This is a genomic window from Ruegeria denitrificans (assembly GCF_001458295.1).
In the GTDB taxonomy this organism is placed as follows: Bacteria; Pseudomonadota; Alphaproteobacteria; order Rhodobacterales; family Rhodobacteraceae; genus Ruegeria; species Ruegeria denitrificans.
The window spans coordinates 12,732-28,506 of sequence record NZ_CYUD01000012.1; the positions used below are offsets into that span (position 1 = coordinate 12,732).

Genomic DNA, 15,775 nt, shown 5'->3' on the forward strand with positions numbered 1-15,775 from the left:
TGCTCGGGTTTTTTGTGATCTTTGTTTCGGATTAGCACGAAGCGTGAACATTTTCCAAGCGAATTGACACGAAGCCTGAAAACGACACACCTGCTTCACCGGCGACAGAACGGCCTGTTTGCGACAGCGAAATGCCTGAATTCGACACGTTTCATGACCATCAAATGGTCAATAAATTAAGGGTTTTTTAGAGAATTCGACCCTTGCAAAAATTGCATAGGACACATGCAATTTCTGCTCTTGCACGGCCAAATAGCCGTCACTAGATGCCCGCTTAGTAACAAAACAGTAACACCAACCAGAAGGAAACAGGATATGGCTGCATTGGACACCACCCGCACCACCACTGGCTCATTCGGCCTCGTCGGCCGTATCGGCGCAACTTTCGCATCGGTCGTGAACACCGTTGCGGAATGGAATGACGCCCGTGTAACCCGCAACACGCTGAGCGGTCTGACAGATCGCGAACTGGAAGATATCGGCCTGTGCCGCGGCGATATTGACGTCGTGGTGGAAGGTCGTCGGTAAGGCACAACCATCACTCACTCGCCCCGTTCTTCCTCAGGGGCATAAAAGAACGCCGTGCATCTCGCGATGCGCGGCGTTTTCTGTTACGGCGGGCTAATCTCAGTGGATGAGGTTGTTGATATAACTTGCCAGGAACTCTGACACCGGGTCGATCTGCATAAGCCATGCTCCGGCCTGTTCGACCGACGTCCCCTGCGCCAGGCTGTCAACGCGGTACTGATAGGCCGATGCGCCGAGGCTGGTCAGCAAAAATACCTTGAACGCGAACAAACCGGCAAGGCATATCAACAGCAATTTGGCCGGAACCGCAGATTTGACCCGCTGCGGTTTCATTACCACAAGCCCATCCTTGCGCATCGTAGCGCGATAGCCCCGGCTAAGTTTAGCGTGTTTCTTGTTCAGGCGATGAACGCGCTGATCAAATTCCAATTGTTTTCCCGTCATGGCAGCCTCCTCAAGAACCGCCCCCGTAACCACGTACTGACGGTAGTTACAGATTGCGACAAAAAAGAGGCGAGAATCCATGAAACTCCTGCAAATGGTCTAAATTACGCCCTGTTTGCTTAAGATTAGCGTACTCCACTCACCAATCTCGTCTCTTTTCATAAGATTGAACCCATTCTGGCGATAAACTGAAATCACATCGTCGGCCTGTTCGTTGAGGATTCCCGACAGGATCGCATAACCTCCGGTTCGCAGATTCGCTCCGATTTCAGGGGACAGAGCGACCAGCGGGCCTTTGAGAATATTGGCAAAAATCAGATCGTATGGGGCGTGTGACTTCAGGTCCGGGTGATCAAACCCGGCGGCCTCGACACAGTGAACCCGACCGCCCATTTCGTTGGCTTTCAGGTTGGCGTCGGCCACGTCCACCGCAACCTGATCAATATCGCTGGCGATGATATCGCCATCCCAGACCCGCGCGGCAGCCATAGCCAGAACCGCAGTGCCGCATCCTATGTCGGCCACTTTGGACGCCGAAAACCCGTCGTCCAGCAGGTGATCCAGCGCCTTGAGGCAGCCCAAGGTCGTGCCATGGTGACCGGTGCCAAAGGCCATCGCGGCCTCGATCAGCAACGGAATGCGCCCTTCGGGCAGCTTGTCGGCATCGTGGCTGCCATAGACAAAGAACCGCCCTGCCTCGACCGGGGCGAGTTCGCGGCGCACATGGGCGACCCAGTCGGTTTCGGGCAGTTCCGAGACCACAAACGGCTTGGCCTCGAAGGCTGCGGCCAAAACAGCCAATGCGGTTTCATCGGGGGCCTCGGTGAAGTAACCGCCGACTTCCCACAGGCCCGAGCCGTCCTCGACCTCGAACACGCCGACGCCGGTGGGCTCCGGGTCCAGGCGCTCCATCGCTTCGCCCAGACCTTCGGCGGCCTTTTTGCCGGTCAGAGTGGTAAGCGCGGTGAATGTGGGCATGGGGGCCTCCTGTCTCGGTTGAGACAGCGCCTAGGGTGTGGGCCCGCCAAGGTCAAGCAATTGCGCCTATTCGGCGGCGGCCGGGGCGTATTTCGACAGAATAGTTTCGTTGCCCGCTTCCGGGTGACGCGGGATCAGCAGCGACAGGCCAAGTGACACCATTGCCATCGCAGCGGCCAGTCCAAAGACCGCACCGGGCGAAACCACCCAGAGCAGACCCAACAGCGCGGGCAGGAACACGGCCGCGATGTGGTTGATGGTAAAAGCCACGGCTGCAGTGGGCGCGATGTCGGCCGGATCAGCGATCTTTTGGAAATAGGTCTTCAGCGCCAGTGCCAACGCGAAAAGCACATGGTCGATCACATACAGGATCGCGGCAAGAAGGACGCCCCAGCCGAACCAGTAGATGCCGCCATATGCAGCGAACACGATGGCCAGGCCGGTATATTCAAAGATCAGGGTGCGCCGTTCACCAAACCGTGCCACCGCCTTGCCCAGCAAGGGGGCGGCCATCATGTTGATCATCAGATTGATCAGATAGAGGCTGGTCAGTTCATGTACTTCAAAACCAAACTTCTCCACCATCATAAAGCCCGCGAAGACGACGAAAATCTGCCGCCGAGCGCCGGCCATGAACTGCAAGGCATAATACAACCAATACCTACGACGCAGGACGAGTTTCTTAGTCTGCGGCGTGGGTGCATCAAATTGCGGGAAGGCGAACAAGCAAAACAGCGCCAACAGGGCTGTTGCTCCACCTGCCGCCATGAACACGAAGTTATAGGACAGATCGAACCGTTCCCAGGTCAACACGATCAGGCCATACACAACAGCCGTAGCTGCCGAACCCATCGCAACCAGCCAGCCCAGCACCTGCGGTGCGCGGTCCTTGGGCAACCATTGCAGTTGTAGCGACTGGTTGACGGTTTCGTAGTAGTGAAAACCTATCGAGCTGAACAGTGTTACGAACAGCAGCCCACCCAAACTTGGGAACCACGCGGTCACCGCCGTTGCAACACCCAGCATCATCAGCGATATCATCGCCAGCACCTGTTCGCGGATGAAGATGATCACCGCGATCACACCGATGGCCAGAAAGCCCGGAATCTCACGCACCGTGTGCAAGAGGCCGATATCGGCACCATCGAAATTGGCAACCTCGATCACGAAGTTGTTCAACAATGCGCTCCATGCGTTGAAGGCGATGGGCATGGTCAGCGCCATCACGAACAAGAGCGTGATAGGGCGGCGCCAGAACGGCAGGCTCTGCGCCTCGGAAAGCGGCATGGGTTTCAGCATCGGACTTCCTCTACGCCCATTCTCTTGGTTTGGCGAGGGCCAAGAACGCCGCGCACAATGGCTCTGCGCTGGCGCAGGGTCAGTAAAAATTTTGCGGGTCAATATCAACGGTCAGGCGGAGGTCACCTTTCAGACGCAAGGGGGCGATCCAGCGGGCGATTGCGTCTTGAATAGGTGCACCTTTTGGGGCCTTGACCAGCAAACGCACGCGGTGCCTGCCCCGGATACGCGCGATTGGCGCGGGGGCCGGACCGAACACCTGCGCTCCGATCTCGCGCAGCGGCGCATCGTTGCGGGCCATGGCATTGCCGATATCAAAGACAGGGCCGACCTCCGGCCCGGACAAAACAATCCCGGCCATCCGCCCGTAAGGCGGCACGCCAGCCGCCTGCCGCCCGGCGGCTTCGGCCTTCCAGAAACCTTCCTCGTCCCCCGACAAGATCGCACGGATCACCGGATGTTCCGGCTGAAAGGTCTGCAACAACGCCTGCCCCGGCTTGTCCGCCCGTCCAGCCCGCCCTGCAACCTGCCGCATCAACTGGAACGTGCGCTCAGCGGCACGCAGGTCCGCGCCATGCAGGCTGAGATCGGCGTCAATCACGCCCACTAGCGTCAGCTTTGGAAAGTTGTGCCCTTTGGCCACCAACTGCGTGCCGATGACGATATCGGCATCCCCGTCCGCGATCTCTTCGATCTTGGCCTTCAGGGCGCGCGCCGAGCCGAATAGATCAGAGCTGAGCATCGCAATCTTTGCCTCAGGGAATGTCGCCTCGGCCTCTTCCGCCAGCCGTTCAATCCCCGGCCCGACCGGGGCCAGCTTGCCTTCGACACCGCACGAGGGGCAGGTATCAGGCATCGGTTTGGTCTCACCGCATTGGTGGCACATCAGACGTTTGAGGAACCTGTGCTCAACCATCCGCGCGTCGCAGTGATCGCAGGCGATTTGTTGCCCGCATGCCCGACACAACGTGACCGGCGCATAGCCGCGGCGGTTTATGAACAGCAATGATTGCTCACCCCGTTCGATCCGCTGCCGCACCGCCTGCCGCAGGGACGGGGAAATCCACGTCCCCGGCTGCATTTGCTCGGCTCGCATGTCGATGGGCTTCATCTCTGGCAGAACCGCCGCGCCGAACCGCGAGGTCAGGTCAAGCCGCTCGTACTTACCCGCCTCGGCATTGGCCCAGCTTTCTAGCGACGGCGTGGCGCTGGCCAGAATCACGCGTGCGCCACAAATGGCCGAGCGCAGAACCGCCATGTCACGGGCGCTGTAATGCACACCGTCTTCCTGTTTGTACGAGGTGTCGTGCTCCTCATCGACCACAACCAGCCCAAGGTCCCGAAACGGCAGGAACAAAGCAGACCGTGCCCCCACAACCAATTGCGCATCCCCCTGCCCGACCATCCGCCAGACCCGGCGGCGTTCTGTCATCGTCGCGCCCGAGTGCCACTCGGCCGGACACGCGCCAAACCGCGCCTCGACCCGCGTCAGGAATTCGGCTGTCAGGGCAATCTCGGGCAGCAAGACCAGCGCCTGCCGCCCCATTCGCAGTGCCTCGGCCACAGCTTCCAGGTACACTTCAGTCTTGCCCGAGCCAGTCACTCCTTTCAGCAACGTCGTACCATAGTCGCCGGTTCGCTGACCGGCCTGCAGCTTGGAAACGGCTGCCGCCTGATCTTCGGTCAGGGTCTTGCCCGGCAGATCCGGGTCCAGATGCGGATAGGGCAAATCGCGCGGGCTGTCCTCTTCTCGCACGGCACCTTGTTTCACCAAGCCTTTGACAACAGACGATGTCACACCCGCCTGTTCTGCCAATTCCTTCAGCGTAAATGCCAACCCGCCATAATCCCGTAAAACCTCCAAGACACGGGTCCGCGCATCGGTCATCCGGTCTGGCTCACCTTTCCCAAGGCGGTAAATCTTGCGCATAGACGGAGAGTCACCCAATCCCGGTGCTCGCGTCGCCAGCCGCAACATCGCAGGCGTCGGCGTCAGCGTGTAATCGGCAACCCGCCCTAGAAACACGCGCATCTCTTCACGCATCGGCGCGACCTCAAGCACGCGGATCACCGATCGGGCTTTGCTCAGATCAAAGCCCCCCTGCCCCGGCCCCCAGACAACGCCCAATACTTTGCGCGGGCCCAACGGCACCTCGACAAACGCGCCCAGAAAACACCCCCCCTCAGGCGCCTTATAATCCAGCGTCCGGTCCAGCGGTTGTGCGGTCAGTACCGCCACCAGCTCACCTTGGTCGAAATACTCCTGAGTGCTCACCGCATATCCTTGGGTCGGGGGGGTTTCAGCATGGGTCTCTTTGAGGTAAAGGCATCCGCGACCAAGGCCAACCCATCAAAGGACTGCCCTCATGAAATTCTTCGTAGACACAGCCGAGATCGACGCAATTGCCGAACTGAACGATCTGGGCATGGTGGACGGCGTGACCACCAACCCCTCGCTGATCCTGAAATCGGGCCGCGACATTCTGGAAGTAACCAAAGAGATCTGCGATCTCGTCGACGGCCCCGTATCTGCCGAAGTGGTCGCGACCGAAGCCGCCGACATGATCGCCGAAGGCCGCAAGCTGGCCAAGATCGCCCCCAATATCGCAGTTAAGGTGCCGCTGACCTGGGATGGCCTGAAAACTTGTAAAACACTTTCTGACGAAGGCCAGATGGTCAACGTCACCCTTTGCTTTTCCACCAACCAAGCGATTTTGGCTGCCAAAGCAGGCGCGACCTTCATCTCGCCCTTCATTGGTCGTCTGGATGACATCAACCTCGACGGCATGGACCTAATCGCCGACATCCGCCAGGTCTATGACAACTATGGGTTCGAGACAGAGATTCTGGCCGCTTCGATCCGCACCGTGAACCACGTGACCGACAGCGCCCGCATTGGCGCCGACGTGATCACCGCGCCGCCTGCCGTGATCAAAAAGCTGGCCGACCACCCACTGACGGACAAGGGTCTTGAAACCTTCCTGGCCGACTGGGCCAAGACCGGTCAGAAAATCCTCTGATCCTGTAACGCACCCGCGCGGCGCCGTCAGGCGCCGCGCCCGGCCCAACTGCAAAAACTGATCACCTGATCAGTGCGTTGCAGGCGGGAGCCTTTCCGACACATTCCAAGCTTAATTCTACCTTTGCCTGCATTTTTCCCAAGGCAAATGCACCAACCCGTGTTATAAGCCGCTCAACAAAAAAAGACCGGACAGGACATGAGCAGCAACACCATACTCAAGGATAATCTCCGCGCCGCGATTCTGGCCGAACCAGACGCCGTGCTGGACGACAAGGATTTGATGCAGGCGCTGGTCGCCGCCGATGAACAGGCGCGTGGGGACAATGTCATCGACCTGCGTGGCATCGCCATGCAACGGCTCGAGGCGCGGTTGGACCGGCTTGAGGACACCCACCGCTCGGTCATCGCAGCGGCTTACGAAAATCTGGCAGGCACAAATCAGGTGCACCGCGCCATTCTCCGTCTGCTGGAACCTGTCAAGTTCGAGGATTTCCTGCGTACGCTTGGCGGCGAAGTGGCCGATATCCTGCGGGTCGATCACATCACGCTGGTTCTGGAAACAACCGTGATGCAAGAAGATCAGGCAATCGAAAAGCTGGGCGGTGTGCTGACCGTGGTCGAACCGGGTGCGATCAACGCCTATCTCAGTCAGGATCGCGGCGGCCCTGCGCGCGAAGTTGTCTTGCGTCAAACACCAAACCCAAGCCCCCGGATTTTCGGCGCCACGGCTAGCCAGTTCCGATCCGAGGCCTGCCTGAAACTGAACCTGGGTGAAGGGCGCTTGCCCGGCATGATCGTCATGGGTTCCAAGGACGCCAACCATTTCACCCCGCAACTGGGCACCGATCTGCTGTCCTTCTTTGCCGGTGTTTTCGAACGGTCGATGCGCCACTGGCTGTCGTGAGCCTGATCTCTCCAGCCTGCCGTGATGCGCTGCAGCATTGGCTGAACAGTCTGGGGGCATTGGCCGGGCGATCTGAAAACACACAAACCGCTTATCGCGGGGATGTCACTGAATTTCTATCCTTCATGACCCTGCATCATAGCGAGAGTCAGGGTATGGCGGCACTGGCCAGGATCACCGTATCCGACATGCGCGCCTGGATGGCCGATCAGCGCGCATCAGGCGTGGGCGCGCGGTCGCTTGCCCGTAAACTTTCGGCGGTCAAAAGCTTTTATCGCTGGCTGTCCGAGCGTGAGGGTTTCGAACCCACCGCTGTCCTGTCAACCCGCGCCCCGAAGTTTACCAAGAAACTGCCCCGTCCGTTGGACGAAGACGCCGCCCGGACCGTGATCGAAACGGTCGAGCTGCAATCGACCAGCGACTGGGTCTCGGCCCGTGACGTGGCTGTGGTTACACTGCTCTACGGCTGCGGGCTGCGTATTTCCGAGGCGCTCTCTCTGACCGGCGCCGATGCACCCTTACCAGAAACACTGCGCATCATCGGCAAAGGCGACAAAGAGCGGATCGTTCCTGTTTTACCCGCCGCCCGTGCAGCCGTTGACCACTACCTACGGCTTTGTCCGCACCCGCACGCCAAGGACCAAGCCCTATTTCGGGGCGTGCGCGGCGGCCCTCTGAACCCGCGCGCCATCCAGGGGGTAATGGCCAAAGCCCGGATGCAACTTGGCCTACCGGCAACAGCCACGCCGCATGCGCTGCGGCACAGCTTTGCCACACACCTTCTATCCGCCGGAGGAGACCTGCGTTCAATTCAGGAACTGCTTGGGCACGCATCGCTTTCAACCACACAGACCTACACAGCCGTCGATACCGCGCGGTTGATGGAAGTCTACAACCGCGCCCACCCCAAAGCGTGATGTCTCTGCATCGTGACGTTGGGCGCTCATTCTAATCTTGCTTTTGGTTTGCATCTGCCGAATGCATCGTACATGAACCCTGCATGACACTTAGATTCAAAGCCCTTTCCGTCCACCTATTCACCGCCACCGGTGCCGTTTTCGCAATGTTGGCCATGCTGGCGGCCGTCGAAGAAAAATGGAGCCTGATGTATCTGTGGCTGGTGGTCTCGTTCATCGTGGACGGTATGGATGGCCCGCTGGCGCGACACTACCATGTCAAAAAGAACGCGCCCGAGTTCGACGGGGTGCTGTTGGATCTGATCATCGACTATCTGACCTATGTATTCATTCCGGCATTCGCGCTGTTCAAATCCGGGCTGATGGACGGATGGACCGGCTGGTTCGCCATCATCGTCATCACCTTTGCCAGCGCGATGTATTTTGCCGACACCCGGATGAAAACAAAGGACAATTCCTTTTCCGGATTCCCCGGTTGCTGGAACATGTTCGTGATCGTCATCTTCGCGCTAGAGCCCAATTTCTGGGTCATCTTGCTGCTGGTGTCGTTGCTGTCGCTGGCAATGTTCCTGCCTCTGAAATTCATCCACCCGGTGCGGACCGAGCGCTGGCGCACGGTGTCGCTGCCAATGGCGTTTGCCTGGACCTTCTTTGCAGGTTGGGCGGCATGGGTTGATTTCCACCCAGAGAGTTGGGCGCATTGGGGTCTGGTGATAACCAGCCTGTATCTGGTCTTCGCAGGCATTGCGCAGCAGATCGTTCCACAGCGCAAAAGCGCAGGCTACAAGACTTCCTGAACCTCGAACTCGGTGCCGTTATGGGTGAACACATCGCCCTCTTGCAGGCCTACCATAGCCAGATAGATGGGGCTTTGGGTTGAAATACCCATATAGGTTTTGTGGTCCACATCAAACCGTGTGGTTGAAACGCAGACCACGAAACGGCGATTGTTGAATTTGACCACCGCCCCGGGCTGCACCGTGTCCGTAATGCTGAAATCGGTGTTTTCGATCACGTCGATCTTGGCGTGATGGGCATGCACGGGGGCATCAAAGGCCGCGGCCAGATCCGCATTCTCGCGTGAGGCGGCAATGTCGTCCTTGTCATGCCCTTCCCGGTCATCCAGTTGAGAATCCTTCAGGAAAGCGTCGTAATGGGCCTGTGCCGTCGCTAATTCTTGCTCTTCCAGCGACATCAGTCGGTCAATTATGGCCTTTTTCCGGATGGCCGGGTCTGTTGAGGCAGTCATGCAATGCGATCCTTTGAATTCTCTATCTGATACAAGTTGAGCCTCAACCAGCCGGATTGCAACAGATTTCCGTGTATCAGATCAGCAGCCCCGCCGCCCGTTCGTGGCGTAACAGGGCGACTTTAGTCTCAATCCCGCCATCTCCAGAAAAGCCACCCAGACTGTTAGCAGCCAGTACCCGGTGGCAGGGAATAATAACCGGAATTGGATTGGCCCCGCAGGCCTGACCCACCGGCTGAGGCGGTTGGCCCAGTTCCTTCGCGAGATCGCCATAGGTCCGGGTTTCACCCAGCGGGATGGCGTACATCAGATCGCAAACCTGTTGCTGAAAATCGGAACCGGCGACGCGATAAGGCAGGTCAAACCGATCAAGTTTCCCTTGATCATAGGCCCTCAGTTGCGAGGCGGCCTCTTGCAGCAAGGGAGTCTCGGGCCCCTCATCCCGCCCATTCCAAACAAGGCGTGTAAGGGCGCCGTCGCTCTCTTCGACGCCAAGGCGACCAAACTGGGTATCAACGGCAATCATCGGCATGAGAGCAGCGTTTCAGATCGCCAGGCTCAGCGCAAGAAAAGAAAAACCCCCGGCGAGTGGACCGGGGGTTTGATAGTTAACTCAGCGCTTCGTCGCAGCGTCCGCAGACGCCCTCATGGGCGTGGCGGCCCACATCGGGCAGGATTTTCCAGCAACGCTGACATTTGTTGCCCTCGGCCTTTTCGAACAGCACCGCAACGCCTTCGATTTCGGGCACGCGGAACGCCTCGGCCGGGGCCGGGTCGCCGGTCACAGTCAATCCGGAAGTGATGCACATGTCATCAACGTCGAAAGTTGCCAGCAGATCGCGGGTGTCGCCATCCTCGACATGAACAATCGGGGCCGCTTCTAGGCTGGATCCGATCACCTTGTCCTGACGCTGAATTTCCAGCGCAGCAGTTACGGCCCGGCGCACGCGGCGAACCTTGGCCATGTTGGCTTCCAGATCTGCATCGCGCCAGTCGGCAGGCGTATCCGGGAAATCCACCAGATGAACCGAGCTGTCATCGCCCGGGAAGCGCTCCAGCCAGACCTCTTCCATGGTAAAGACCAAAACCGGGGCCAGCCATGTGGTCAGGCGGTGGAACAGGAGGTCCAATACGGTACGCGCGGCGCGACGGCGCAGATTGTCGCCATCGCAGTACAGCGCATCCTTGCGGACGTCGAAATAGAACGATGACAGGTCGACGGTGGCAAAGGTGAACACGGCGCTGAACACACCCTGGAAATCGAAGGACGCATAGCCCTTGCGCACCTGCTCATCCAGATCAGCAAGACGGCTGAGCACCCAACGCTCCAGACGCGGCATATCTTCAGGCGCGACACGGTCGGCTTCGGTGAAGTCGGCCAGCGAGCCCAGCATGAAACGCATGGTGTTGCGCAGACGGCGATAGCTGTCGGCAGTTCCTTTCAGGATTTCGGGCCCGATCCGCTGGTCGGCGGTGTAATCGGTCTGGGCCACCCACAGACGCAGGATATCCGCGCCGTATTGCTTGACGACTTCCTCGGGCACGATGGTGTTGCCCAGCGATTTGGACATCTTGTTGCCCTTGGCGTCCAGCGTGAACCCATGGGTCACAACGTTACGATAGGGCGCGCGACCTTTGGTGCCACAAGCCTGCAGCATCGAAGAATGGAACCACCCGCGGTGCTGGTCGGTGCCTTCCATGTAGACATCAGCGATGCCGTCCTCGGTTCCGTCCCCGCGGTCGCGCAGAACGAAGGCGTGGGTTGAACCCGAGTCGAACCATACATCCAGCACGTCGAACACCTGATCGTAGTCATCAGGGTTGGCGATCCCTTCGAGGATCTTCTCTTTGAACCCGTCGGTGTACCAGACATCCGCGCCGTCTTTCTCGAACGTCGCCTTGATGCGTGCGTTCAGCTCTGCGTTGCGCAGCAGGTAATCCGCGTCGGTGGGCAGAGCACCTCTCTTGGTGAAGCAGGTCAGAGGAACGCCCCAGGCGCGCTGGCGAGACAGAACCCAATCCGGGCGTGCTTCGATCATCGAATACAGACGATTGCGGCCGGTCTGCGGCGTCCACTTCACTAGCTCATCGATGGACCGCAGGGCACGTTCGCGGATGGTGTCGCCCATCTCACCCATGCCGTCATCCAGCTTGCGGTCGACGGACGCAAACCACTGCGGCGTGTTGCGATAAATGATCGGAGCCTTCGAGCGCCACGAATGCGGATAGCTGTGCTTGATCTTGCCGCGCGCCAGCAGCCCGTCGACCTCGACTAGCTTGTCGATCACGGCCTTATTGGCGTCACCTTCGCCACCCTTGCGGGACAGGATGTACTTGCCACCAAAGAACGGCAGATCAGCACGGAACGAGCCGTCATCCATCACGTTGTAGGTGATGACTTGTTCCAACATGCCCAGATCGCGGTAGAGTTCGAATTCTTCCATACCGTGCGACGGCGCACAATGGACGAAGCCGGTTCCTTCGGTGTCGGTTACGAACTCAGCAGCGCGGAAATCTCGGATATCGTCCCATTCACCATTGCCACCCTCGGCGCGGGCCAGCGGATGGGTCAGTTGGACATTGGCCAACTCATCAGTGGTCACGTCACGCACACGGGTCCACTGATCGTCGTTCAGACGCGCGCGGCCCAGCACGTCGGCAGCCAGATTGTCTGCCAGAAGGAATTTGTCGCCAACACTGGCCCAGCATTTGTCTGGCGCACCAGTAACTTCGTACAGACCGTACGAGATGTCTTTGCCGTACACGACCGCCTTGTTCGATGGCATGGTCCATGGCGTCGTGGTCCAGATCACAACAAAAGCGTCATCCAGATCGCCTGCATTCACGACCTTGAACTTCACCCAGATAGTGAAGCTTTCCTTGTCGTGGTACTCGACTTCGGCCTCGGCCAGAGCGGTTTTTTCGATGGGCGACCACATCACGGGCTTGGAACCCTGATACAGCGTGCCATTCATCAGGAACTTCATGAACTCGTCGGCGATCACAGCCTCGGCGTGGTAATCCATGGTGATGTAGGGATCGGGCCAGTTGCCAGTGATGCCCAGACGCTTGAACTCTTCGCGCTGGATGTCGATCCAGCCTTCGGCGAACTTGCGGCATTCCTGACGGAAATCGACGATGTTCACCTCGTCCTTGTTCTTGCCCTTCTTGCGGTACTGCTCCTCGATCTTCCATTCGATGGGCAGGCCGTGACAGTCCCAGCCCGGCACATAGCGCGCGTCATGTCCCATCATCTGATGCGAGCGTACGATCATGTCCTTGATCGTCTTGTTCAGCGCGTGGCCGATATGCAGGTGACCGTTCGCATAGGGGGGGCCGTCGTGCAGCGTAAAGGGCGTGCGGCCCTCTTTTTCACGCAGGCGGTCATAGACGCCGATGGTTTCCCACCGTTCCAGCCATGCGGGCTCGCGCTTGGGCAAGCCAGCGCGCATGGGGAATTCGGTTTTGGGCAGGTTCAGCGTGTCTTTGTAGTCAGGTGTCTGGATCGTGTCGGCGCACATTGGGGGCGTCCTTTGGATGATCTGGTCGTCTTATGGCTCGAAGCGGTCGGTGCGAAGTCTCAAACACCTTTGCCCGGCGTCTCAATGGGTCAGAGCGCCGGGGATATAATTCGAATAATGATGGCCATCCGGTCATACATGGCCGCGCTTATAGGACGCCCGCTCTCAATGGTCCAGAGGTTCCGGGTCCTGTGGCGAGTGGTGCAGCTTGGCCCAGCGGTTCAGCCAGGCCAGACCGGCCAGCGCCAGCCCAAGTGCAAGCAGCGAGAACACCCGGATCAACCCGCCCAAGCCCGCGATGTCGATCAGAAAGACCTTGGCCACGGCCAGCCCGATCACCGCCAAACCCGCCTTGCGCATCAGTTCGGATCGCCGCGCCAGCGACTGGTAGAACAGCACTGCGCCAATCGCTAACAGGGCCATGGTGTAGGTGTACAGTTCGGGCTGGGTCACGCCGTTGCCCTCATACATCCCCGCAGCTCCCTGCCAGACATGGCGGATCATCAGCCCCAGCCAGATGGCCGTCAAACTTCCGGCAAGTCCCCAGCTGGCGTGTCTTAGCCAAGGCGGGGTTGCGTGAATGCGCCAGACTGAGAAGCCAATAATCAGTGCGGGCAGCAGATAGGCCACCGCAAGTGTGTTCAGCACCGGCAGCCCCAGAACCGGTGGCACGCCAATGCTGAGCAGCGGGTTCGCCTCGACCACCGCCTGCGCCAACCGCAGCAACCCATGGCCGGCAAAGAACGCCGCCAGCAGGTAGCGGACGTAGTTCAGCTTGCCCCCCAGTTCCAATCGCTGGACTTGCGCGAAGGCCAGCAGCAACCAGATGATCGCCAACAGGCCCAGACCCCAGTGACTGTTGGTTGCGTTACCTTCGCCAAAGCTCTGCAGCCAGCGTTCCAACAGCAGGGATAGCAGGATGCCCCCGGTTGCCCAGGCTGCGCTTTCCAGCAGCAGGCCCGCCACCGGACGATGCAACGATCGCAACAGCAGCCACCCGATTACAAATCCCGCAGTGGCCCCGCCATAGACCAGAACCATCTCGACCACCGGCGCAGAGCTGGCCCATACAAGGCCCGGGGTAAGGACCAGCCGCACAGTAACGGTGAACACGCCCGCCCAAATAAACCAGCTCATCGGGGGCAGCGTGAATTTGCGGTCCAGCGCTGCTGCCACGACGACCATCACAACCAGCGCAATGGTCAGTGCGGCCGAGCTAAGAACGATGACGCAGGCAAAGCTCAGACAGGACAGGGCCGATATCGTCGCCAGAGCCGGGCGCATCCGGTCCTCTCCGTCCACGCGTGCGAAGCGTTCCGCCAGCACGACCATCAGCACGCCCAGCGCAATCGCATGCAGGGCCCAGGGGTACGCTCCGATAACTTCGGCCGGATGCCAGCCGATCTCAAGCGCGATGGCCAAAGCGGGGGCAAGAACCGCCGCTGCCCCGGCCCAGATTGCCGCGTATTTCTGAGCCTGCATCGACCGCCATGCCGCCGTGATCGAAATCATCGCTCCAAGGGCCGTCAGAATGGTTACCACCCACGGAAAATCTGCCTCGGGCGTTTCTGCATAGGTCTCGACAAACTGACGCAATACGACCCCGTTGTCCCAACCATGTATCAGGACAAACCAGATGAGACCAAGCGCAGGCAGTGCCGTGGCATCCTGCAACGCTTCCGCCCGCTGTGCCCACAGCATCAATCCAAAGGTCATCCCCGACAGCAGAACAACGCCCAGCCAGAACTCATCGACGCTGTCCGCCCAATGCAGTGACACAATTGCTGTACTAACAGCGACTGCACCAAAACCCAGCCGGGTCGGGAATTCCGGCCATGCATCACCCTTTTTACGCCTAATGATTTCGCTGATCATCGACCCGCCATGATTGGGCCAAATGCGCCGGACCGGTATTGCGATGGCGATCACAGCCAACGCCGTCACGCACATCAAGTATGCGGCCTCGGTCAGGGGCGAAGACAGCACCAGCAGCAGGCAAGTCGTGTAGGCCCCAAACAATGTCAGAACCGAAATCCATGCCCAACGCCGCACCGTGTCGATCCCCAAACCCAGAACAGCGATGGCAAGGAAATAGGCATACAACCAACTTGGATTCTCGGATGTGCCACCAACGACAAAGGGGGCGGAAAACGCTCCGATCAATCCGACAGCGGCCAGCAATGGACCGTGAAACCAACCCAACACAAGCCCCACCAAGGCGACGACAACCATTGCTGTCAGTGCAACCTCGGGGCCGATCAAGTCATAAAGCTGCCGCGCGGACAGAACACCTCCGAACAGCGTGACCAGCCCTGCACCGGAAAAGACCGAGGGCAGATAGGCCGTCGCCGCGGCTTCGTCATCCCCGTATTTGCGGCGGATGACCTCACCTGCAACAATCAGAACCGCGCCGAAAAGCAACGCCGCGACCACTCTTGCAGCTGGTGGCAACAACCCGTTTTCAACGCCGTATTGAACCAGAAAGATCCCCGCGAGCGCCAGTGACAGGGCCGAGACCGCATAGAACCAGTTCTCGCGTAGCCAGTTTGTCAAAGCGGCCAGCCGATCCTCGCGAAAGACAACGGCTGCGGGTGGTGTATTTTCGGTAGATTGCTGGACCGGTTTCGCCTTGGCGGCAGACCACAGGGCGGGCTTTGACGGCTTGTCCGGCTTCTTGGTCGGCTTGCGCACCTCGGCCCGCCGCGGCTCCGGTGCATCACTGCCAAGCGTCCGAATTTGCCGCTCTAACTGCTCCACCCTGCGGCGCAGGCGCGTCTGGCTCACCAACAGCACGATAATTGTGACCGGGATAGCCAAGACGACCAATCCAACTAGTACAAGAAGGGATTCCAATGATATCTCCGAGTGGTTTAAGCGTCAGGCTACCCGAGGCGCGCGGCCTGTAACAGTCAG

The 15,775-nt window shown here is 59.3% G+C and carries 13 protein-coding genes; 5 read left to right on the top strand and 8 right to left on the bottom strand.

Annotation, left to right across the window (positions count from 1 at the left end; all coding sequences use genetic code 11):
• Positions 1-315: 315 nt before the first annotated feature.
• Positions 316-528, top strand: coding sequence for a DUF1127 domain-containing protein (locus tag RUE5091_RS17140; RefSeq protein ID WP_058283173.1), 213 nt, complete (start codon positions 316-318; stop codon positions 526-528).
• 99 nt (positions 529-627) lie between these two features.
• Here RUE5091_RS17140 and RUE5091_RS17145 read toward each other — a convergent pair whose 3' ends face one another.
• The 4 genes from RUE5091_RS17145 to RUE5091_RS17160 all read right to left on the bottom strand — a co-directional run bounded on the left by RUE5091_RS17145 (position 628) and on the right by RUE5091_RS17160 (position 5,524).
• Positions 628-972 carry a hypothetical protein gene (locus RUE5091_RS17145; protein WP_058283278.1) on the bottom strand — a complete coding sequence of 115 codons (345 nt, stop codon included), beginning with the start codon at positions 970-972 and terminating at the stop codon, positions 628-630.
• Between the two features lie 99 nt (positions 973-1,071).
• On the bottom strand, positions 1,072-1,950 hold the full coding sequence (locus RUE5091_RS17150) for a 50S ribosomal protein L11 methyltransferase (RefSeq protein WP_058283174.1): 879 nt from the start codon (positions 1,948-1,950) through the stop codon (positions 1,072-1,074).
• 66 nt (positions 1,951-2,016) lie between these two features.
• The gene (locus tag RUE5091_RS17155; RefSeq protein WP_058283175.1) at positions 2,017-3,249 is read right to left on the bottom strand and encodes an MFS transporter; all 1,233 of its coding nucleotides are present in this window, start codon (positions 3,247-3,249) and stop codon (positions 2,017-2,019) included.
• A 79-nt stretch (positions 3,250-3,328) separates the two neighbouring features.
• Positions 3,329-5,524: a primosomal protein N' gene (locus tag RUE5091_RS17160; RefSeq protein WP_058283176.1), complete on the bottom strand. Its 2,196-nt coding sequence runs from the start codon at positions 5,522-5,524 to the stop codon at positions 3,329-3,331.
• A gap of 91 nt (positions 5,525-5,615) precedes the next feature.
• On the opposite strand from RUE5091_RS17160, the gene fsa reads away from it, so the two are divergent.
• The 4 genes from fsa (at position 5,616) to RUE5091_RS17180 (ending at position 8,889) form a co-directional block, all read left to right on the top strand.
• Complete coding sequence (gene fsa, locus RUE5091_RS17165) at positions 5,616-6,269, top strand: fructose-6-phosphate aldolase (RefSeq protein ID WP_058283177.1); 654 nt, start codon at positions 5,616-5,618, stop codon at positions 6,267-6,269.
• Between the two features lie 198 nt (positions 6,270-6,467).
• A complete protein-coding gene (locus tag RUE5091_RS17170) occupies positions 6,468-7,175 on the top strand; it encodes a DUF484 family protein (RefSeq protein ID WP_058283178.1) in 708 nt (235 codons plus the stop codon).
• Complete coding sequence (locus RUE5091_RS17175; protein ID WP_058283179.1) at positions 7,172-8,092, top strand: tyrosine recombinase XerC; 921 nt, start codon at positions 7,172-7,174, stop codon at positions 8,090-8,092. The genes RUE5091_RS17170 and RUE5091_RS17175 overlap by 4 nt, the downstream gene beginning before the upstream one ends.
• Before the next feature lie 83 nt (positions 8,093-8,175).
• Positions 8,176-8,889: a CDP-alcohol phosphatidyltransferase family protein gene (locus RUE5091_RS17180; RefSeq protein ID WP_058283180.1), complete on the top strand. Its 714-nt coding sequence runs from the start codon at positions 8,176-8,178 to the stop codon at positions 8,887-8,889.
• On the opposite strand, the gene RUE5091_RS17185 is transcribed toward RUE5091_RS17180, so the two are convergent.
• The 4 genes from RUE5091_RS17185 to RUE5091_RS17200 all read right to left on the bottom strand — a co-directional run bounded on the left by RUE5091_RS17185 (position 8,874) and on the right by RUE5091_RS17200 (position 15,715).
• On the bottom strand, positions 8,874-9,341 hold the full coding sequence (locus tag RUE5091_RS17185; RefSeq protein WP_058283181.1) for a hypothetical protein: 468 nt from the start codon (positions 9,339-9,341) through the stop codon (positions 8,874-8,876). The two genes, RUE5091_RS17180 and RUE5091_RS17185, sit on opposite strands and share 16 nt — an antisense overlap.
• Positions 9,342-9,417: 76 nt before the next feature.
• Complete coding sequence (locus RUE5091_RS17190; RefSeq protein ID WP_058283182.1) at positions 9,418-9,873, bottom strand: methylated-DNA--[protein]-cysteine S-methyltransferase; 456 nt, start codon at positions 9,871-9,873, stop codon at positions 9,418-9,420.
• Between the two features lie 76 nt (positions 9,874-9,949).
• A complete protein-coding gene (gene ileS, locus RUE5091_RS17195) occupies positions 9,950-12,862 on the bottom strand; it encodes an isoleucine--tRNA ligase (protein ID WP_058283183.1) in 2,913 nt (970 codons plus the stop codon).
• Positions 12,863-13,027: 165 nt separating this feature from the next.
• Positions 13,028-15,715 (bottom strand): DUF2339 domain-containing protein, encoded by a 2,688-nt coding sequence (locus tag RUE5091_RS17200; RefSeq protein ID WP_058283184.1) that lies wholly within the window; start codon positions 15,713-15,715, stop codon positions 13,028-13,030.
• Positions 15,716-15,775: the final 60 nt, after the last annotated feature.

Excerpts from the sequence above, each read along its gene's own strand:
- RUE5091_RS17140 (WP_058283173.1), top strand. The coding sequence starts at position 316 with ATGGCTGCATTGGACACCACCCGCACCACCACTGGCTCATTCGGCCTC.
- RUE5091_RS17145 (WP_058283278.1), bottom strand. The coding sequence starts at position 972 with ATGACGGGAAAACAATTGGAATTTGATCAGCGCGTTCATCGCCTGAAC.
- RUE5091_RS17150 (WP_058283174.1), bottom strand. The coding sequence starts at position 1,950 with ATGCCCACATTCACCGCGCTTACCACTCTGACCGGCAAAAAGGCCGCC.
- RUE5091_RS17155 (WP_058283175.1), bottom strand. The coding sequence starts at position 3,249 with ATGCTGAAACCCATGCCGCTTTCCGAGGCGCAGAGCCTGCCGTTCTGG.
- fsa (WP_058283177.1), top strand. The coding sequence starts at position 5,616 with ATGAAATTCTTCGTAGACACAGCCGAGATCGACGCAATTGCCGAACTG.
- RUE5091_RS17170 (WP_058283178.1), top strand. The coding sequence starts at position 6,468 with ATGAGCAGCAACACCATACTCAAGGATAATCTCCGCGCCGCGATTCTG.
- RUE5091_RS17180 (WP_058283180.1), top strand. The coding sequence starts at position 8,176 with ATGACACTTAGATTCAAAGCCCTTTCCGTCCACCTATTCACCGCCACC.
- RUE5091_RS17185 (WP_058283181.1), bottom strand. The coding sequence starts at position 9,341 with ATGACTGCCTCAACAGACCCGGCCATCCGGAAAAAGGCCATAATTGAC.
- RUE5091_RS17190 (WP_058283182.1), bottom strand. The coding sequence starts at position 9,873 with ATGCCGATGATTGCCGTTGATACCCAGTTTGGTCGCCTTGGCGTCGAA.
- ileS (WP_058283183.1), bottom strand. The coding sequence starts at position 12,862 with ATGTGCGCCGACACGATCCAGACACCTGACTACAAAGACACGCTGAAC.